The sequence below is a fragment of the Ruegeria sp. N11 genome, assembly GCF_056531525.1.
The window spans coordinates 19,706-39,478 of the sequence record NZ_JBQFLX010000015.1 but is presented as its reverse complement, the minus strand read 5'-3'; the positions used below and the strand labels follow the sequence as shown (position 1 = coordinate 39,478).

Annotated in this window: 18 protein-coding genes; 7 read left to right on the top strand and 11 right to left on the bottom strand. The window is 57.3% G+C overall.

The annotated features are described in order from the left end of the window. The first annotated feature begins 128 nt into the window (after nucleotides 1–128). The 3 genes from ACR0J8_RS16115 to ACR0J8_RS16105 are packed head-to-tail and all read left to right on the top strand — an operon-like array spanning nucleotide 129 to nucleotide 2,857. Entirely contained in the window at nucleotides 129–1,646 is a 1,518-nt protein-coding gene (locus ACR0J8_RS16115) for a CHAD domain-containing protein (protein WP_480891135.1), read from the top strand. Between the two features lie 3 nt (nucleotides 1,647–1,649). Then, entirely contained in the window at nucleotides 1,650–2,393 is a 744-nt protein-coding gene (locus tag ACR0J8_RS16110) for a ParA family protein (protein WP_480891133.1), read from the top strand. After that, complete coding sequence (locus tag ACR0J8_RS16105; protein ID WP_480891131.1) at nucleotides 2,390–2,857, top strand: CYTH domain-containing protein; 468 nt, start codon at nucleotides 2,390–2,392, stop codon at nucleotides 2,855–2,857. Before ACR0J8_RS16110 ends, ACR0J8_RS16105 begins: the two co-directional genes overlap by 4 nt. Here ACR0J8_RS16105 and ACR0J8_RS16100 read toward each other — a convergent pair. From ACR0J8_RS16100 to ACR0J8_RS16060, 9 genes are all read right to left on the bottom strand, one after another. Then, nucleotides 2,854–4,224, bottom strand: coding sequence for a sensor histidine kinase (locus tag ACR0J8_RS16100; RefSeq protein ID WP_480891128.1), 1,371 nt, complete (start codon nucleotides 4,222–4,224; stop codon nucleotides 2,854–2,856). The genes ACR0J8_RS16105 and ACR0J8_RS16100 overlap by 4 nt on opposite strands. Next, nucleotides 4,217–4,897, bottom strand: a complete 681-nt coding sequence (locus ACR0J8_RS16095) for a response regulator transcription factor (RefSeq protein ID WP_170616300.1) — start codon at nucleotides 4,895–4,897, stop codon at nucleotides 4,217–4,219. Before ACR0J8_RS16095 ends, ACR0J8_RS16100 begins: the two co-directional genes overlap by 8 nt. 164 nt (nucleotides 4,898–5,061) lie before the next feature. Then, a complete protein-coding gene (locus tag ACR0J8_RS16090) occupies nucleotides 5,062–6,498 on the bottom strand; it encodes a DegQ family serine endoprotease (protein ID WP_480526056.1) in 1,437 nt (478 codons plus the stop codon). Between the two features lie 748 nt (nucleotides 6,499–7,246). Then, nucleotides 7,247–7,849: a nucleotidyltransferase family protein gene (locus tag ACR0J8_RS16085; protein ID WP_480891125.1), complete on the bottom strand. Its 603-nt coding sequence runs from the start codon at nucleotides 7,847–7,849 to the stop codon at nucleotides 7,247–7,249. A 31-nt stretch (nucleotides 7,850–7,880) separates the two neighbouring features. Beyond that, a complete protein-coding gene (locus ACR0J8_RS16080; protein WP_480891122.1) occupies nucleotides 7,881–10,298 on the bottom strand; it encodes a GcvT family protein in 2,418 nt (805 codons plus the stop codon). A gap of 147 nt (nucleotides 10,299–10,445) precedes the next feature. Beyond that, nucleotides 10,446–11,753 carry an HlyC/CorC family transporter gene (locus ACR0J8_RS16075; protein ID WP_170616307.1) on the bottom strand — a complete coding sequence of 436 codons (1,308 nt, stop codon included), beginning with the start codon at nucleotides 11,751–11,753 and terminating at the stop codon, nucleotides 10,446–10,448. Between the two features lie 62 nt (nucleotides 11,754–11,815). After that, nucleotides 11,816–12,769 carry a tyrosine recombinase gene (locus ACR0J8_RS16070; protein WP_480526062.1) on the bottom strand — a complete coding sequence of 318 codons (954 nt, stop codon included), beginning with the start codon at nucleotides 12,767–12,769 and terminating at the stop codon, nucleotides 11,816–11,818. Between the two features lie 2 nt (nucleotides 12,770–12,771). Then, nucleotides 12,772–14,295, bottom strand: a complete 1,524-nt coding sequence (locus ACR0J8_RS16065; protein WP_480526064.1) for a hypothetical protein — start codon at nucleotides 14,293–14,295, stop codon at nucleotides 12,772–12,774. After that, on the bottom strand, nucleotides 14,285–14,434 hold the full coding sequence (locus ACR0J8_RS16060; RefSeq protein WP_170619029.1) for a hypothetical protein: 150 nt from the start codon (nucleotides 14,432–14,434) through the stop codon (nucleotides 14,285–14,287). The genes ACR0J8_RS16065 and ACR0J8_RS16060 overlap by 11 nt, the downstream gene beginning before the upstream one ends. A gap of 79 nt (nucleotides 14,435–14,513) precedes the next feature. Here ACR0J8_RS16060 and ACR0J8_RS16055 point away from each other — a divergent pair, with 79 nt between their 5' ends. Then, nucleotides 14,514–15,101 carry a shikimate kinase gene (locus ACR0J8_RS16055; RefSeq protein WP_480526066.1) on the top strand — a complete coding sequence of 196 codons (588 nt, stop codon included), beginning with the start codon at nucleotides 14,514–14,516 and terminating at the stop codon, nucleotides 15,099–15,101. Further along, the gene (aroB, locus tag ACR0J8_RS16050; protein WP_480526068.1) at nucleotides 15,102–16,214 is read left to right on the top strand and encodes a 3-dehydroquinate synthase; all 1,113 of its coding nucleotides are present in this window, start codon (nucleotides 15,102–15,104) and stop codon (nucleotides 16,212–16,214) included. Nucleotides 16,215–16,227: 13 nt separating this feature from the next. On the opposite strand, the gene ACR0J8_RS16045 is transcribed toward aroB, so the two are convergent. Together ACR0J8_RS16045 and ssb are read right to left on the bottom strand one after the other, a co-directional pair. Next, nucleotides 16,228–17,298 carry a site-2 protease family protein gene (locus tag ACR0J8_RS16045; RefSeq protein ID WP_480891116.1) on the bottom strand — a complete coding sequence of 357 codons (1,071 nt, stop codon included), beginning with the start codon at nucleotides 17,296–17,298 and terminating at the stop codon, nucleotides 16,228–16,230. A gap of 18 nt (nucleotides 17,299–17,316) precedes the next feature. Then, nucleotides 17,317–17,820 carry a single-stranded DNA-binding protein gene (gene ssb, locus ACR0J8_RS16040; protein ID WP_480526070.1) on the bottom strand — a complete coding sequence of 168 codons (504 nt, stop codon included), beginning with the start codon at nucleotides 17,818–17,820 and terminating at the stop codon, nucleotides 17,317–17,319. 208 nt (nucleotides 17,821–18,028) lie between these two features. Between ssb and ACR0J8_RS16035 the strand changes: the two genes are divergently transcribed. Beyond that, complete coding sequence (locus tag ACR0J8_RS16035) at nucleotides 18,029–18,607, top strand: lytic transglycosylase domain-containing protein (protein WP_321253332.1); 579 nt, start codon at nucleotides 18,029–18,031, stop codon at nucleotides 18,605–18,607. 97 nt (nucleotides 18,608–18,704) lie between these two features. Beyond that, nucleotides 18,705–19,667, top strand: a complete 963-nt coding sequence (locus ACR0J8_RS16030) for a LuxR C-terminal-related transcriptional regulator (RefSeq protein WP_480526073.1) — start codon at nucleotides 18,705–18,707, stop codon at nucleotides 19,665–19,667. Nucleotides 19,668–19,773 lie beyond the last annotated feature (106 nt).

The window sequence follows — 19,773 nt, the reverse complement described above, 5'->3', positions numbered from 1 at the left end:
AAACCGGTAACAATCGGTAGCCGAATACAATGTCGCGAAAGCCGGGTGGTCGAAGAAGTGAGTGAGACAGAAATCATGGAAACTTTTTTGATCGATGGGCCCCGCATGCCTCGCAAGCACGGGTTCTGATGGTACGGCTGGCCGGAGTGTACGTTGTTGACGGGAAGTTTGACCCGTTCGCGTTCAACAAGGGCCTGAAAGGGCTGGCCTTACGGGTTGAAGGAGGGACTCCGCCGCAGTCCTTCAACTGGCTGGATTGCCACGATCAATCGCTCAGAACGGCAGGGTCGATCTTGCTGGAGGTCGTCGAAACACTGCGGCTTTTGCAGGGCAATGGAGGATTTCCGGTTCAGAAGGGCACAGGCACGGGAAAGTTCGTTCAGGATCTATCGGACGGTCCGGTACGTGATGCATTGAACGGATTTCCAAAGCTGCGTGCATTGATGAACCTTGGTGCAGGAGATTTGGAAATCCAGGAATTTGCCGCAGTTAACGATTTGGAAAAGACGCGTGTACGCGGCGAACTGATTTCACTGAAATCCGAAAACAGGCAGGCGACCCTGGTGCGAGTTCGTTCCCTGCGCGGATATGAACCCGCCTATGAAACGATCTGCGCAGCATTGCAGGAAATGGCCGGGGACGAAGGCGGTCTTGATGTCGTTTACCCCATTCTGTTCCCTGAAACGCCCCCGTATCAATCCAAACCTATCGTACTATTGGGAAAAGAAGAGCCTTCAATTGAGGTTGCCGTGGATCTGATGCGCACCTTTCTGGCTGTTGCGCGGCGGAACGAAGCGGGTGTTATTGCCGACATTGATACCGAGTTTCTTCACGATTACCGCGTTTCGTTGCGGCGTGTCCGCTCGGTTCTCAGCCTGTTCAAAGGGGTCTTTTCACCTGCGCATACGAATGCCCTCAAGCGGCAATTTTCCGACCTTATGGCCCCGACCGGTCGGCTGCGGGACTTGGATGTGTACCTTTTGGAAAAGGATATGTATTTCAGCTTGATACCGCCCAATCTTCATGATGGTGCCGAGGCCATGTTTCGGCAATTCCAGACGGAACGTGCGCAGAAACTTTCAAGCCTGTCCCGTCGGTTCCGCAGTGCAGCCTATCAAAAGCAGATGGATGACCTTGCGGCGCTGCTTGCAGCTCCCCAGACTTTGCAACCGGGGCCCAACGCCGAACGCGGCGCTTATGAATATGCTTGCGCCCTGATCTGGAAACGCTACCGCAAGGTTTGCAAAAGGGCGCGGCGTATATCCCCCATGACCCCGGATAAAGCGGTCCACGATCTCAGGATTGACTGCAAGAAACTCAGGTATCTTATGGAATTCTTTGCACCGCTGTTTTATGAAAAGGCATTCAAGTCGATCATCAAGCCATTGAAAAAGTTGCAAGATAATCTGGGGCGTTTCAATGACTGTTCAGTCCAGCAGGACGCGCTGCTAGGGTTTGTGACTAAACAGTCGAACACACAAGGCCGGGTGGATGCCCAAATGGCCTTGGCCGCTGGTGGGCTGATTTCGGTGCTTGATCAGCGGCAAAAATCCGAACGGGATCGTGTGATCGCCAATTTCAACCATTTTGACAGCCCGGACATCCGGCATCTATTCCGCAGCTTGTTTCATCATAAGGGGGACTGAGGATTGAAAACCATTGCCTGCTACAGCAACAAAGGTGGTGTGGGAAAAACCGCGACCTCGGTCAATCTTGCCTATGCTTATGCGCGTTCGGGTCAAAACGTGCTGCTGTGTGATCTGGATTCCCAAGGGGCGTCAGGATTCTACCTGCGGGTAAAGCCGTCAAAAAAGCTGACTGAAGCACGATTCTTCGAGGATGTGGAACGGTTTACCAAATCGATCCGCGCCAGCGACTTTGACCGGATGGACGTCCTGCCTGCCAACCTGACCTATCGCGATTTCGATGTTTTCCTGTCGCGAATGAAAAACAGAAGATCCCGGTTGAAGAAAGCCCTGGTTGCGGCGGGCAGTGACTATGATGTGGTCATTCTGGACTGTCCGCCAAACTTTTCGACATTGTCCGAGAACGTATTCAAGGCTGCCGATCAGATTGTCGTTCCGGTTATTCCGACGACCTTGTCGGAACGGACATTCGATCAGCTAATCGGTTTTTTTGAACAGCAAAAACTGCCCAAGAAGAAGCTGAAGGCCTTCTTTTCCATGTTGCAACGGCGCAAGACCCTGCATCTGGAAACGATGGATGGAATGCGAAAGCTGTATCGCAAGAGGTTCATGAAAACGGTCATACCCTTCGCAGCCGATATTGAGCGCATGGGTAAGCACCGCGCGCCTGTCAGCGTATATGCGCGCTCGAGCGTGGCAAGTCGGGCCTACAAGGCGCTGTTTGACGAGTTGGAGGCCCTGGCATGAGCACGGAAATCGAACGCAAGTTTCTGGTGGCTGAACGGCCTGATCTGACAGAAACGCGCAAGGCCTTGGTGCGGCAGGGCTATCTGACTGCGCCAGACGATTCCACCGAACTGCGGTTGCGTCAGAAGAACGGCGTTCATTACCTGACGCTGAAGGGAAAGGGTGCAATGGTGCGTGTGGAAAGAGAGGCTGAAATCACACCCGAACAATTCAACACCTTCTGGCCCGAGACCGAGGGCCGCAGGGTCGAAAAAGAGCGCTACACCGGGGAGTTGCCGGATGGTCGGGTGTTTGAGCTGGACGTGTTTCTGGGCGATCTTGCGCCCTTGTCTCTGGTCGAGGTCGAGTTCACATCGGAAGCCGAAGCAGAAGGGTTCAGGCCGCCAAGCTGGTTCGGTACAGATGTGACCGGGGACAAGCGGTACAAAAACAAGATGATGGCGATTGACGGGATTCCCGACTAACCCTTTCGCGCCAGCGTCAGTGTTGCTTCAAGCCCCGGATTGCAATTGCGTGCCGAGAATTTGCCCCCATGCATATGCGAAATCGCCGCGACCAGCGCCAGACCCAGTCCGGAATTGCGTTCGGTGCGTGCGGGATCGAGCGTGACGAATGGCAGTTGCAGGCGCGGCAGATCCTCGGGCGGAACACCGGGGCCCTGGTCTCTGACGCTAAGAAGAACGTAATCCTTTATTCCGGACAGGTTTATCGTAATATCAGACTCTTCGGGCGCGTATCTCATCGCGTTTTCGAGTAAGTTTGACAAAGCCTGGGACAGTAATGGGCGATGCCCCTGAATAGGCTTTGCTTCGCCGGAAACCTTAAGTCGGATACCCTGATCCGCCGCGACAGGCTCGTACAGGTCCACCACGTCGCTCACCAACTGTTGCAGGTCAACTGGTTCGAACTGTTCCCGGCCCAGACCGGCCTCGGCGCGTGAAATTTCGGTCAACTGACCCAAAACCCGCAAAACGTGGTCGATTTCACCGGTCGCGCGGGCGATGTCGACTTCTCGGTCCAGATCACTCTTGCCGGGATCGGTCAAGGCTTCGATCCTTTGCCGTAGCCGCGAAAGGGGCGACCGCAAATCATGGGCAATCGAGTTTGATGTCGTGCGCAGGTTGCTGATCAGTTCTTCGATCCGGTCCAGCATGTTGTTCAGGGTGCCTGCGACCTGATCGAATTCATCCCCCGTGCCGCGAATAGGAATTCGGCGGCTCAGGTCGCCGGACACGATGTTATCCGCAGTATCCGCAACATCCTTGAGACGGGAAAACACCAGCCGGGTTAACAACCATCCGGTCAGCAGGCTCAGGACCAGTGCAATGGCCAGGGCCAACGCCAGCGATTGAAACAGAACACGGTCGAACTGCTGTCTGGCCGACGCGTCCCGTCCAACCAGAAGCCTTTCACCGCCGGGTAGCCGGACCGATGCCGCCGAAATCGGAACAAACTGATCAGATTCGGTTTGCCGCACCTGAAGATCGACCCAGCCGCTGCCTGCAGTCACATCGTCGGGCCATTGTGCGAGATTACCGGCAAGAGGTGTTCCAAACCTGTCCGTCAACAAATACAAAGCGTCGCGTTCGGCGGCGTTCGCAAGACGGCGATCAATGGCTGATATCAATCCGATCATGCCGCGTCTGTCGTATTCGTCCGCCAGCCCGGTCAGCTCGGCGGTTACGACAGACCGGGTTTCGCCTTCGATCGTTCTGTTTGCCGTCAAATAGACCAGTCCCAGAACAGTCGCAGTCAGCAATGTGCTGAGGATCATGCTGGCCAAAACAAGCCGCGTACGGGAATTTCGCAGGGACAGTCGCAGGTTAGCCATCAGAGATCATGTAACCGGCCCCCCGGACAGTTTCAATCAGGGGCTGGGCGTCGCCTTCATCCAACTGACGGCGGAGTTTCGAGATATGGACATCGACGACATTGGTATTGGGGTCAAAGTGATAATCCCACACGCCTTCCAACAGCATGGTGCGGGATACCACGCGGTTCTTGCGGCGCAGGAAGAATTCCAGGATCTGGAACTCGCGCGGGGTCAGGGAAATTTCACGCCCATCGCGCGTGACTTTGCGGGTCAACAGGTCCATTTCAAGGTCCCGGCAGTTCAGGGTCGGGTTTTCTTCGGCTTCCTGAGGGCGGCGCAACAGGGCCTCAATCCTAGCATGCAGTTCCTGAAACGAGAATGGCTTGACCAGATAATCGTCGGCACCGGCGCGCAAGCCTTTGACGCGCTCGTCAACAGCGCTCATGGCGGTCAGCATCAGAACGGGCGTCTTCAACCCGGCGGCGCGCATGGATTTGATCAGGGACAGCCCGTCAAGACCCGGCAACATCCGATCAAGGACGACAGCGTCAAATCCTCCGTCAGTTGCGTGGTACAGCCCCTCACGGCCATCCGCCGCAGTTTCGACAACATACCCTTCTTCGCCAAACCCCTTGGCGATAAAGTCCCGTGTCTCTTCGTCATCTTCGACGATCAGAAGGCGTCGGCTCATGATCGAGGTTCCTTTCTGCCGGGATTTAAACACAAATTTCAGATAAAGCACATGCCGGGTGCGACCAGGCACACCCGGCAGTGCCGGCAGGCTGCGGACAATTCAGACCCGCCGGCGAGGCGCGCGCCAAATTTCCCCATCACTTGGCACGCGCATGTCTCAGATCAGGCGATTTCGACCGCGACGAAGATCTGGTTGCCGCCGCGATTGATCAGAACCAGCGCAGGATCAGTCTTTTCGCTGTCCAGCGCCGCCTTCAGGGCCTCCGGAGTGATCGTGTCCTGACCGCCCAGTTTGACGATGACGTCACCGCGCCGTAGGCCTGCTTTTTCAGCCGGGCTGTCCGGCGACATGTCGGTCACGACGACACCTTCGACGGATTGGTCAACGCCCATTTCGGCCCGCGCGGCATCTGTCAGCGGGGCAACTGTCACACCAAGGGATGTACCGGACAGGGTCTCGTCAACCGCCTTGTCGGGTTCCGCCGATGCGGACTGATGCTGTCCGATGGTCAGTTTGACCTGTTCTTCCTTGCCGTCGCGCAACACGGTCAGCGTGCTGTCCGTGCCGACCTTGGTCGTGCCGACAAGAAGCGGAAGCTCGCTGCTGGAATCGACGCTCTGGTCATTGAAGCTGAGGATCACGTCGCCTTGTTGCAGGGCGCCTTCCGCGGGGCTGCCGGGTACGACATCCGACACAAGTGCGCCTGCTGACGACTCGATCCCCAATGCGGCCGCGAGTTCGGGGCTGACATTCTGGATCGAGACACCCAACCAGCCGCGGCTTACCTGACCATCATCCAAAAGGTCGGCGGTGATGTGTTCGACGATATTCGAGGTTACGGCGAAGCCCAGACCGACCGAGCCGCCGCTGGGTGAGTAGATGGCCGAGTTCACGCCGATGACTTCGCCTTCCATGTTGAACAGCGGGCCGCCCGAGTTGCCCTTGTTGATGGCCGCATCCGTCTGGATGAATTCAGCATATGGCCCTTGCGAGATGTTGCGACCCTTGGCCGAAACGATACCGGTGGTCACGGTTGAATGCAGACCGAACGGATTGCCGATAGCGACCACGTCTTCACCCACGCGGATTACTTCACTATCACCCATCTTGACGGCCTGCAGGTCCTCGCCCGCGTCGATTTTCAGAACGGCGATATCGGTCAGGGGGTCTGTCCCCACGATTTCGGCTTCGAAGGATCGGTCATCGCTCAGACGGACCGTAACCGTGGCGGCATTGTCTACGACATGGTGGTTGGTGACGATGTAGCCGTCCTCATCCAGCACAAATCCCGACCCCAGCCCCTGGGCCGGGCCGCGTTGGGGGGCATCGAAACCTTCAGGCATGCCGAAGCGCTTGAAGAACTCACCGAACGGGTGGCCTTCGAAATCAAACTCTTTTCCCTGAACCGGGGTAGGGGCGGCCTGTTGTTTGGCGATAATGGTCACGACCGATGGCGAAACGGATTCGACCAGGTCTGCCAGGGCTTCATCCGCCAACGACGGCAGGGCGGTCGAGGCCAGCATGGTTGCGCCCAGGGCGCTGGCGCCGATCCAGCCAGACGTGCGTGGTAAAAGAAGCGAGGATTTTCGGATGCTCATTTAGTTCTCCTGTTAACATCACGCGGTTACACCCGCGCGTTGAGACAGAAGATGCCGCTTCAGGCTTGGGCTTTCATGATCGCGAGATTAAGAAATCTTAATTCAGCCACATTCGGGCCTTCCTTTGTCACCAATCAGATCAACCGATACTGGGCGTGAACAGGGATCGCAGCTCACGAATCGGTGTATTGTTGCCAAAATCGCTGTCAATGGATGAAAACTGGTGAATTGAATCTGTTTGGTAAACAAAGGGGTCGCGCAAAGTTGTGCGGATCAGTAAATCGCTTTCAGGTTGTGAAGAGATATTATCTACTGACTAGACCTGAGTGTAACGCATTTTCTTTTTGCCGTTATTGATCACTCCAAACAATCATAAAACATCGGTTTGTAACTTGGCCATAAGAGCGTAATCGCGTTAAAGTTGAGCTTCAATAAGCGAGATGTTGCGCAAAAACTACCTGAATTCCTCGAAATTAACCGTTTCTTCCAATTTTAGATTGTTTGAAAGGGTCGGATAAGCGACGATGAAATTGTCCAAGCGAGGGGGAGCCAGAAGCACTAGGGGGTGCTGAAGGCTTACTCAGTACCAGAAGCGCTGAGCGGCATGTTAACGAGGGGGTCTTGTTTAGGTTCGGCAGCGTAATACCCGATAGCCTTGTAAGGTGGTTGGGTCGCGCTTTTGGAATTGGTGAAAAGTGGTAGTCTTGCTTTTGGGCAACCGGCCCGGTCGACAACGACCGGGCCGCGTCTATTTCGGGGGCCGTGTTCTGTGCCACTCGTCCCAGTCTTCTGGTGTATCCAGATCCAGCAGCGCCTTGCGTCCGGGCAGGCGGTGCAGATGAACCCTGTCGGAATGTGCACGCACAACGGATTGCGCACCTTCATCGCCCTTGAGTTGGCTCAGTAACGAAAAAAGCTTGTGGTCGAAAATGACAGGGTGCCCCGGCCTTCCGTTTTCTGTTGCACCACGCCAGATCAGTTTGTCCGGATGAGCTGTGACACAGGCCGCGACCGCCTCCAGATCATTGCCTGTTAATTCCGGAAGGTCCGCCAGCAGAACCATGACGGCTTTGGCTTCGGTTGGGATAGCGGCCATGGCACCGCGCAGGCTGGCGTTCATGCCTTCATCGGCATCCGGGATTTCCACCGCATGAACATCGAGTCCCTTTACGGCCCCGTAACGCGCATGCGGGGCGGGAGGCAGCGCAACAAAGACCGGCCCGACTGCCAACGCAGCCCGGGCCGAGCGGCGCAACAAAGGGATGCCATCGACATCCTGCATCAGCTTGTCTGCACCGCCCATGCGGCTGGATTGCCCTGCGGCCAGAAGAATGACGGGTATCTGAATCATTCCGCCATCATGCTGGGGCTGCAGCCCCGAGTCATCCCCGCATCCGCGCGCCATCCGCATCGAACAGCGGTTTTGAGATCACGTGCGCCTTGCGCATCTGGCCAAGTATTTCGATTTCAACTTCAAGTCCGTCGTGGGCGCGGTCAGCGGGCAGAAACCCCAGTGCGATGGATTCACCGGCGTAATGTGAATACCCGCCGGACGTGCAGAACCCGACAACTTCGTTGTCCAGCCAAATCGGTTCGTATGCGTTTACATCCGTGTCCTCCGCGTCGACTTCAAAGGCTACAAGCTGGCGTGTGGCACCGGCTTCCTTTTCGTGCTCGGCTGCCGCGCGGCCAATGAAATCAGCGTTTTTTGTAAACGAGATGAACCGATCCAGTCCGGTTTCCGCAGCAGTGTAATCCGGTGAAAACTCACGCATCCACGAGCCGAAAAACTTATCCAGACGAAGGCTCATTATCGCGCGCATACCAAACGGCACCATTCCAAACTGTTGACCGGCCTGCCACAAGGTCTGCCACAACTGTCGTTGGGCCATCGGGTCGCAGAACACCTCGTACCCCAGATCGCCGGTATAGCTGACCCTCTGAACAATACAGTCCGTCATGCCCACCGTCATTCGGCGCACATCCATGAACTTCAGACCTGATACGTCGTCCCGCGTACAGGCTGCCAGAACATCGCGGGCCAGGGGGCCTGCAACCTGAAATCCGTTCAGGCGATCGCTGATGTTTTCAATCTCGACATTTCCGGTTTGGTTCTGCCGGAACCAACGCATGTGAAACGCCTGGCTGCCGTAAGAGGCGGTCAGTTGAAATTCTGTTTCACCCAGACAGGAAATGGTGAAATCACCGATCAGTTTTCCTTTGGGAGAAAGCATCGGAGACAGGGACAGCCGCCCGACTTGCGGAATTCGTCCCGCCATGATCCGGTCCAGCCAGGCCCGGGCATCAGGTCCCGTGACGCGGTATTTTCCGAAGTTGTGAACCTCGTTGATACCTACGGCTTCACGAACCGCGCGCACCTCGCGACCGGTGGCCTCGAATGCGTCAGAACGACGGAAAGACGGGGTTTCGTGGTCCGGTTCATCGCCCTGGGCAAAGTAGTTGGGAACTTCCAGCCCGAATTGCTGCCCCCAGACCGCGCCCATGTTGCTGAAAATGTCATACATCGGTGTGGTTCGGTTTGGACGCGCAGCGGGCAGTTCCTCGTTCGGGTAGGCGACGCTGAACCTTTTCTGATAGTTTTCAATCACCTTCGGGCGGGTGTAGCCGGGGCTTATCCAATCGCCAAAGCGGGCAACGTCCATGGCAAAGACGTCCCGTTCGGGTTCGCCTTCGATCATCCACTGCGCCAGCGTCAGGCCAACGCCACCGCCTTGGCTGAATCCGGCCATCACGCCACAAGCTGACCAGTAGTTGCGCATGCCCGGCACCGGCCCGACCAGAGGGTTCCCGTCAGGTGCAAAGGTGAACGGGCCGTGGATCACGGATTTCACGCCCGCTTCGGCCAGAACGGGGAAGCGTCTATAGGCAAATTCGATACTGTCAGTGATTTTGTCATAATCATCGGGCAGCAATTCGTGGCCGAACTCCCACGGGGTTCCATCCACGGCCCAAGGCTTGCAGGGCTGTTCATAAAACCCAATGCACAGGCCGCGTCCTTCCTGCCGCAGATAGCTTTCGCCAGCGGGGTCCATCACATGCGGGTGTTCGCCGCCTGCGTCAATGATTGCTTCGATCTGCGGGATCGAGTCGGTAACGAGATACTGGTGCTCCATCGGATGCAGCGGGAAATAGATACCCGCCATCGCCCCGACCTCGCGGGCCCACAAGCCGCCAGCGTTGACAATATGTTCGGCGTGGATCGTACCCTTGTCGGTGACGACATCCCATGAACCGTCAGGCCGTTGCCGGGTTTCCCGAACCATGCAATGGGTTTCGATCGTGGCCCCGCCCATCCGGGCCGCCTTGGCATAGGCATGGGTCGTACCGGACGGGTCCAGATGCCCGTCGAGCGGATCATACAGCGCGCCGATGATGCCTTCGGTGTTGGTGATCGGCGCAATCTTGCGGATTTCTTCGGGCCCGACGATTTCAGTGTCCAGTCCCATGAACCGATGTTTGGCCCGTTCAGCCAGAAGCATGTCAAATCGGTCCTGATTATCGGCAAGCGTGACTCCACCCACGTGATGCAGCCCGCAGGACATGCCGGTGATCTCTTCCAGCTCTTTGTACAGGCGGATGGTGTAGCCCTGAAGGGCAGCCATATTGGTGTCGCCGTTCAGTGTGTGAAACCCCCCGGCCGCGTGCCAGGTGGATCCGCTGGTCAACTCTGACCGTTCCAACAGCATAACATCTGACCACCCAAGTTTGGTCAGGTGGTACAGGACCGAGCATCCGACGACACCGCCGCCGATCACGGCAACCCGGGTTGTGAGATTCATGATTTGCTCCACAAGGTTTTATGCCAGTCTGTATCGGCGGGCAGGGGATGCAACGCCAAATACGACATTGGGTGTCGCTTGGGCACGCAAACAATCGATTGCGTTGGGAGGCCGGACTCCTGCGGCTGGCTGCTATACCATCTTGCTTCAGAGTGGGCGGATCTTCAGCCCGGTGATCCGGTTGCCTTCCCGCGCGGTGACTTCAAAGCGGAACCCGTGGAAGGAAAAGACCTGTCCGACAGTCGGGATCATCTGCGCCTCGTGAATGACCAGACCGGCGACAGTGTTGGCCTCTTCGTCGGGCAGGGTCCATTCCATCGCGCGGTTGACGTCTCGGATCGTCATCGCGCCTTCGACCAGAAACTGCCCGTCATCGGTCCGCGTAATCGCTATTTCTTCGTCCAGATCGAACTCATCGGCGATTTCGCCCACGATCTCTTCAAGAATGTCCTCAAGCGTGATCAGGCCGCGGAGCGAGCCGTATTCATCGACAACCAGTGCAAAATGACTGTGCATGCGCAGGAATTCCCGCATCTGATCGTCCAAAGTAGTGGTTTCGGGAACGAAATACGGATCGGTGGCCACCTTGGAGATGTCGAAGGACTTCAGCCGGTCTGTGTCGCCGTCGTGTCCGCCCACCTGGGCATACATGGCGCGAAACAGGTCCTTGGCGTGCACGACGCCGACAATGTTCTCGGGCTCGTCGCGGAAGACGGGCAAGCGGGTGTGCGGGCTTTCCAGACATTGTTTCAGAATTTTTTCGGGCGCGTCGTCCGCGTCGATCATTTCGATATTGGATCGATGCAGCATGATCTCTTCCACCGCGCGATCGCCCAGATCAAGCGCGCCCAGAATGCGGTCCCGGTCTTCTTTTTCCACCACGCCTTCGGAATGTCCCAGATGCAGGGCGCCCGCGATTTCTTCGCGCACGGCAAGGATGTTGCTGTTGGGGTCAATCTGAACGCCAAACAGGCGCAACACGCCGCGCACCAGCAGACGCACCGCCGCGACGACAGGGGAAAACACCGTCACCACGATTCCGATGATAGGAGCCACCGCGGCGGCTGCTTTTTCCGCGTTCGTGATGGCATAGGTCTTTGGCAGAACTTCGGCAAAGATCAAAACCAACAAGGTCATCACCAGCGTTGCCAGCGCCACACCGCTTTCGCCGAACAGTCGCGTAAAAAGTGCCGTTGCCAGCGAGGCGGCAAGAATATTGACCAGATTGTTGCCCAGCAGAACCGAACCGATCAGTCGTTCATTGTCGTCGGTAATGTCCAACGCTTTTTGCGCACCGCGTGATCCCTTGTCGGCTTGTACCCGCAGCTTGCCGCGGGATGACGCGGTCAATGCCGTTTCGGATCCCGAAAAGAAGCCTGACAGAACAAGCAAAAATAGGATTGCGCCGGTGGTGAACCAAAAAGCGCCGTCGATCAGAGAAGAAGTGGGTTCCATCGTTCTTTATTGTTGATGCGGTTGCGATTGTTATGGGGGTGCCACCCCTCCGGATCAAGGGTTTAGCCCTTGTTGTCCGGGTCTTTCGCCAGCGGGTGATGCTCCAGCACCAGTTCTGACAGGCGTTCGTCCAGAACATGAGTGTAGATTTCCGTGGTCGCCACATCCGCATGACCCAGCAAGGTCTGGATCGACCGAAGATCTGCGCCATTGGCCAAGAGGTGGGTGGCAAAAGCATGGCGTAGAGTGTGCGGTGTGACCTTTTCGGGCGAAACCCCGCCCTGAACCGCCAGTTCCTTGACCAGCAAAAAGAACCTGTGCCGTGTCAAATGGCCGGACTTGCCCCGGGACGGGAACAGAAACCGGGATCTTTGCCCACCTTTCGCGACCGTTTGGTCTTCGGCCTCGTCCCGCAGGGGCAGCCATGCCGCCAACGCATCGCGGGCAGGCGGGGACAGGGGCACCATCCGCTCTTTCCCGCCTTTGCCCAGAACCAGAAGCATGCGCGGATCGCCACGCGCCGATGAAACCGGCAGCGAGACCAGCTCGGTCACGCGCATCCCAGTGGCGTAAAGAAGCTCCATCAGGCAGGTATTGCGAACCCGATCCGCGACACTGCGCCCGGTTTGGCGTGCGGCGTCCAGCAGCCTGTCGACCTCGGGTACATCCAGCGTTTTGGGCAATCGTTTGGGCCGTCCGGGACCCTTGATCTGAATGGCCGGGTTGGTGTCGCGCCAACCTTCCTCGAAGGCGAACCGGTACAATTGCTTGATGGCCGATAATCGCCGCGCGCGGGTCGAGCGGGACAACCCCTGCGCGTCGCAATCGATCAGATAGGCGTCGATCCGGTCCCTGTCGGCGTCAGCGAAACTCGAAGACCGCCGCTCCAGCCAGGCCGCAATATCTTTCAGATCACGCCCATAGGCCAGCAGGGTGTTGGTTGCCGCCCCAAGCTCGGCCGCCTGAGCCTGTAAAAAGGTCGAAATCCATAGGTCCTGAGTGGCCGGGGATGCCATTCTCAAACTCCTTGAAGGATCAGCAACTGAAGCGCCGCGCGACGGGCTGTATCTTCAAGTCCGACGCGGCGCAAAGTGGCGATGGCCGCGGTCAGGTCCACAAGATTTCCGCGGGCACCATGGGCAAAAAGGGTCATGGCCTCCAGAATGGCCTCGCCCAGCTGATCATTGGCCAGCAAGGTTTCGATGTCGGATGGGATTGGTGCGGCCCAGACAAACCCCTCGGCAACGGCATCTGCAAGTGGAGATGGTGATTTGGCACGACCGGGATCACCTTGCGCCAGTGCTGCCAGAAACTGTGCTCCTTGTTCCGTTTCCGGTATGTCAATTGCAGCGGTTTCGTACAATTCAGACAAAAGCAGAATGCGCCAACGCAAGGCTTCGGATGCGTCATCTGGCAGCGTAACCCGCGACAGCCGTTCGGCAAACAGTTCGGCAAAAGGAACTTCCAGCCCGATGTCGCGCATCTGTTTCCAGACCGTCAGCAGGGCTTCGGCAATGGAGTTGGGGTTCCCGGTTTCAAGCGCGCTTTCAAACCGTTGAACAGCCGCAACCCGATCCCAGACCGCGCCCGAGGCCGCAGGTTTGCGTTCGGTATAAAGGCCAAGCAACTGATTGGGGGTCAAAGCGCCGATTCTCGTCAAACGTTCGGCGGCCTCGATCTGGGCTTTCCAGCCTGCAACATCGCGCAGGTCCGCGTTTGCAAATGCTCGGGGCAAAGGGGCCGAGGGCAAGCGTTCGCCAATGGCTTCAAACAGCCGGAAACTCAGCGGATCGGGGTTTTCAGGCTGCGGCAGATAGGCGGCCCCTTCAAACAGTTCAGGGCTAAGGAAGCGATCAAGAACCGCCAGATCTTCGTCGGGCAGAATTTGCAACGCATGCGCGGCTTCCAGTGTCAGCGCGGCCGAGACCCAGTCTCCGCGGCGCGCCTTACAGAAGATTTGAGCAGCATAGTCGGTCGACAGATAAGGCTGTGCAATCAATGCGGTGCAGCTGCGGTCCTCGTCGCCAGTCAGAAGTGTGGCGTCAAACCAACGCTGAAATCGCGCCTGGCTGTCGGTTGGTCCGGCAAGCTGAACCAGAGACTGGGCGGGATCAGCGGCCCCCAATTGCATCAGCCGGTCCAGGCGGGCCAATAACAGCGTTTCTTCCGCTTCTGGTCCCGAGGGCGCCCGCGCTTCAGATAGCAGCAGGGTGAACAGCAATCTTTGCATCGCTGCATTGTATTTGACCGGAACATTCGCAATCAGTTCGGCCAAACGATCTGGATCGCTGTTCTGCCACAGATCGACGGGCAGCCCGGTGACCGATGATGACACGAGGCCCAGCGGTTGCGACAAAGCCTCGAGCGGTGTGACCTGGACGTCGGGCTGAATGCCGGTCTGGGTAACCGGGGGTTCCAGCAGAACGGTACCTGGCAGGTTTTCGGGCGGATCGGTCAACCAGTCAATGGCCGAGAGAGGTTCCTGTTGCGCTTGCGCCGTACTAGCCAGAACCAGCAAAACCGCCGCTGCTTTAATTCGCATCCAAATCAACCGGTTCGCGTATTTCACTTTGCGGGGCAGAGAAGTCCGCGCCGAAGTAGGGGCCAACATAGGTATAGGCGACCAACCCGATGAAACTCAGGCAAATGATATATATAACGAACTTGATCAAGCGGCCCATGGCTCAACGCTGCCTCAATTTTTGATTTTGACCAAGTTATAACTGGCAATTTTCACAAGATCACGTCATTCACGGTGAAATGAGCGAAATTAAGCATAACACCCGCACGGTTGACCCGTCAGCAGGCTTTGCACTGCACAAAACGGTTGTTTTGGTGGGAATGATGGGTGCAGGAAAGACGGCCGTGGGCCGCGCCCTTGCGGCGCGGCTTGGCGTGCCCTTTCTGGACAGCGATGCCGAAATCGAATCGGCGGCGAATATGACGATCCCGGAAATCTTTGAGCGCGATGGTGAATCCTTTTTCCGGACCAAGGAAAGCCAGGTCATCGGGCGTCTTCTGGATGAGGAAAAAGGCATCCTCTCGACCGGCGGTGGCGCATTTTTGTCGGGGGATAACCGACGGATGATCAGCGAACGTGGGGTATCGGTCTGGCTGCGCGCCGATCTGAACGTGTTGTGGAACCGTGTCCGGCACAAAGACACGCGCCCCTTGCTGCGCACGGCTGATCCCCACGCGACCTTACGCGCGTTGTATGAAGATCGCGTGCCGGTCTATGCGCTGGCTGATCTGACCGTTGTTTCGGACGGCGAAATTTCGATCGACAATATGGTGAACCGGGTAATCGAGTCTTTGATGACGCGCCCGGACGTTCTGGAACGAAAATAAATGCATCAAACCGTAAATGTGGAACTTGGAGATCGGTCTTACGACGTTGAGATTGGACCCGATCTGTTGGCGAAGTCCGGTGAGTTTATCGCGCCCTTGCTGCATCGGCCAAAAGTGGCGGTTCTGACGGACGAGAATGTCGCCGCATTGCATCTGGATGGTTTGCGCGATGGGTTGCAATCTGCAGGCATCGGCATGAGCGCGCTGGCACTGCCCGCCGGCGAGGCGACAAAAAGCTGGCCTCATTTTGAACGTGCGGTCGAATGGCTGCTGGCGGAAAAGATCGAACGGCGCGATGTCGTTGTCGCCCTCGGCGGCGGCGTCATTGGCGATCTGGCCGGATTTGCCGCTGCGGTGTTGCGGCGCGGTGTGCGGTTCGTGCAGATCCCGACCTCGCTGCTGGCGCAGGTCGACAGCTCGGTCGGTGGAAAGACGGGCATCAACGCACCCCAAGGCAAAAACCTGATTGGCGCGTTTCACCAGCCCTCACTGGTGCTTGCGGATACCTCGGTCTTGGGATCCATGACACAGCGGGACTTTCTTTCGGGCTACGGGGAAGTGGTAAAATACGGCCTGTTGGGCGATGCCGCGTTCTTTGAGTGGCTTGAAAAGAACGGGCCTTCGGTGTCGTCGGGCGATATGCAGTCCCGCGTGCACGCCGTTACCCGGTCCGTCCAGATGAAAGCCGACATCGTTGCGCGCGACGAGACTGAGCAGGGTGATCGAGCCTTGCTGAATCTTGGTCATACATTCTGTCACGCGCTCGAGGCAGCAACAGGATACTCGAACAGGCTGCTACATGGGGAAGGTGTCGCCATTGGGTGCGCCCTGGCTTTTGAACTGTCCTCGCGGCTGGGGCTATGCTCGCAGGAAGATCCCAGCAGGGTGCGGGCGCATCTTCGGGCGATGGGGATGAAAACGGATCTGGCTGACATTCCCGGTGAATTGCCGGGGGCCGAGGTGTTGGTGGATCTGATGGCGCAGGACAAGAAGGTCATTGATGGACAATTGCGGTTTATTCTGGCGCGCGGGATAGGTCAGGCTTTTGTGACCTCTGATGTTCCGCGCGATGCGGTCCTGTCCGTGCTTGAGGATGCTCTTTCAATCAACTGATTGTAAGGCGCTTTCAGCGACCGCGCAGAACCATCAGCTCACCGATATTTTCGCGTGTGATATACCCAATCATGCGCCCACCGGCAGTTCGGACGGCAATTGCGGGTGCGCCTTTGTGCAAACCGTCCAGAACGGTTTCCAGGCCACTGGTTAATTGAACCGACGGAATATCCGTCTCCATAATCGAAGTGGCAGGGTCCGATCTGGGACGATCTCCCTCAAGAGCGGCAAATAGGCGGTTGCGGGTCACGAACCCCAATAGGGTTCCGTCGGCTTCAATCACCGGAAACTCGTGCTGCGTGGTATGAATGACGGCCTGCGCCGCAGTGTCGAGCGTATCGCCGGGCGAAAGCGGATGAAATTCGGTGATAATGGCGTCGCGCGCCAATACCCGCCGGGCCACAGATCGCATTGCGACATCCTGACTTTCCGCGTTGGCCGCGATAAAAACAAAGACAGCTATGAGCACCAGAATGGGGTTGCCTGTATTCAGGCCGAGAAAGCCCAAACCAATCGCCACAACTTGCCCGCCCATTGCTGCGACGCGGGTGGCTTTGACCCGGTCCATCTTGAGGCATAGCAGGGCCCGGAAAACGCGTCCGCCATCCATCGGAAATGCCGGGATCATGTTGAATGCAGCAAGCAGGAGATTGATATAGGCCAACCGGTTCAGAAGTCCGATATGGACCGAGTCGATCTGGGCCATCGTTTCAATGGGCATGCTGGCCCCAAAAGTGACCAGCACAAACCAGATCACGATATTGACCGCCGGCCCGGCCAGCGCCACCCAGACCTCTTGCATAGGCTTTTCCGGCATGCGTTCAAGCCGAGCAAGGCCACCGATGGGCAAAAGGGTTATGTCCGGGGTTTTGATGCCGAACCGCCGCGCCATAAGCGCGTGCCCGAACTCGTGCGCCACCACACAGGCAAACAGCAGCAGGACAAAGATGATGTTTTGCAGGGCTGCGTTCCATCCACCCTGCGTATAGGCCGCGAACCCGATCCAGGCGAGCAACAGGAAAAAGGTGACATGGACCCTCAGTTCGGACCCGAGCAGCCGGCCGAGAGAGAAGGACCATGTCATGATATGTCTCCGCTATGCTTAGAACGGAATCTCGTCGTCGTCGATTCCGCCTGATGCAGGGGCCGGTGCGCTGGACTGGCCGCCGTAGGAGTCGCCATAGCCTCCGCCGGCCTGACCACCGCCATAGCCACCGGACTGGCTTCCGCCATATCCACCACCGCCGCCTTCACCGCGTGCATCCAGCATGACCAGGGTTGAGCCAAATCCTTGCAAAACAACTTCGGTCGAATAGCGGTCCTGGCCAGACTGGTCCTGCCATTTACGCGTCTGCAACTGACCTTCAAGATAGACCTTTGAGCCTTTGCGTAAATACTGCTCGGCCACGCGAACCAGACCTTCGTTGAAGATTGCAACCGTGTGCCATTCGGTCCGTTCGCGCCGCTCACCTGTATTGCGGTCCTTCCATGTCTCGGACGTGGCGATGCGAAGGTTGCAGACCTTGCCGCCATTCTGGAATGTTCGCACTTCAGGATCGCGGCCAAGATTGCCGACCAGAATGACTTTGTTGACTGAACCCGCCATGTATTTCCCCGTACTGTTCTGACTTGATCGCGCCCGAATCTGGCGCCTGTGTTCCTGAGCGACCCTATACGGACTGCGATCCGGTTGAAACCGAGTTGATGGTTACAACACCCGGCGGGAAAACTCTCAGGTTTTGTTTACCAAGCTTTCATTATTGGCTGGAATACCTATACTCCGGCAGAGTTTTGAGTGAGCAGGATAAGCATAAATGCGGTCTAAGATTGGTGGCTTCTTTGTTCTGGGCCTGTTGCTGGCGTCGGTTCCAGCCAGTGCGCAGACGTTGTCCAGCAAAAGCCGCAAGGACATATTCCTAAAGCAGGCCAAAGTCCTGGATAGCAGGTCCGCGACCCAGTACCGCGGGTCCGAGCGGCTCAAACCGAAATCCGCCCAGGGGAAATTCAACAAACGTTATACCGGCAAATACCGGGGGCAATATCTGGCGCTGGCCCGTGACGCTGCGCGCAAGCACAGCATCCCCGAAGACCTTTTCCTGCGGCTGGTGCAGCAGGAAAGTGGCTGGAACCCGACTGCGAAGTCCCACAAGGGGGCGCTTGGGCTGGCGCAACTCATGCCGCAGACCGCCAATCTGCTGGGGGTTGATCCGCTTGATCCAAAGCAAAATCTGGAAGGTGGCGCGCGGTACCTGTCGTGGCAATATCGCAAGTTCAAATCCTGGCCGCTGGCTCTGGCGGCGTATAACGCCGGCCCCCTGGCCGTGGAAAAGCACGGTGGAATACCGCCTTATGCGGAGACCCAGAACTACGTGAAGGTGATTTGGGGCGGCTGAAATGGCCTCGCTGCACTGCGGAGGGGCGGATTCTTGATCGCCGGGTGACGGTCGGCCTAACCTGAGAGGGAAAGCTCCATCACAAACGAGGCATCCGATGCCACACAATCGCCCGGACATCCCGCAAGGTACAATGGCCAATTGGCAGCGGTTGGTGGATCTTGTGGCGCAGCTTGCCGATGTTCCGGCCAGCCTGATCATGAAGACGGATGCGCCCGATCACAGGGTTCTGGTCACGTCCGATCACCCGCAAAACCCGTACCCCGTCGGCATGAACTTTCAGCTGCATCCGAAACTGTATTGTCAGGGCGTCTTCGAACGCGACGGTGAACTGGTTGTCGAGGACGCGACATGTGACCCGGTCTGGAACAAAAATGAAGACCTTGAACACGGCATGTCCTTTTATATCGGGTTGCCGCTGAAGTGGCCGGACGGCGAGATATTCGGAACGATCTGCGTGCTGGACCGCCACCGCAACCGCCGCGCGCTGCTTTTCCGCGAGGGATTGATCCAGTTCGCCCGCATGGTCGAAGCTGATTTGGCTTTGTTGCAGGAGGTTTATCTGCGCCGCGCGATTGAGGCGAAACTGAATGAGACGCTGGCGCAACTGGAAGACAGGGTTCAATCCCGCACGAAAGAACTGCGAGAGACCAACACAGCCCTGCGCGTTTTGTTGTCCAGCCTCGACGACGACCGGAAAAACCGGGACCAGAAGATTGTCGAGCAGGTTCGGGCCATGGTTCTTCCGTATCTGCACAAACTGCGTGATCATCTGAACGCGGAAGACGCCTCTCACGCGTATCTGGAGCTTGCCGAGGATAATCTGAAACAGATCACCTCGGATATCTCTGACAAGTTGTCGGACGCGTTTTCGATCATGACACCGACAGAAATTGAAATCGCCCAGCTTGTTATGACGGGAATGACCACCAAGGACATAGCCAAGGTTCTGTGCCGCGAAACTTCGACCATTGATTTTCACCGCAACAACATTCGCAAGAAACTCGGACTGGAAGGCCGCGATCAGAACCTGCGCAGCCATCTGCTCACGATTTCGTGAAGGCTCAGTATGGGGAATGCCCCCATATTACCCCCCGATATTTCTCGTCTGAGAATGGATACCTTTGCTTGTTAGCCTGCCTTTGAAGGTGCGGATCGTACCGCAC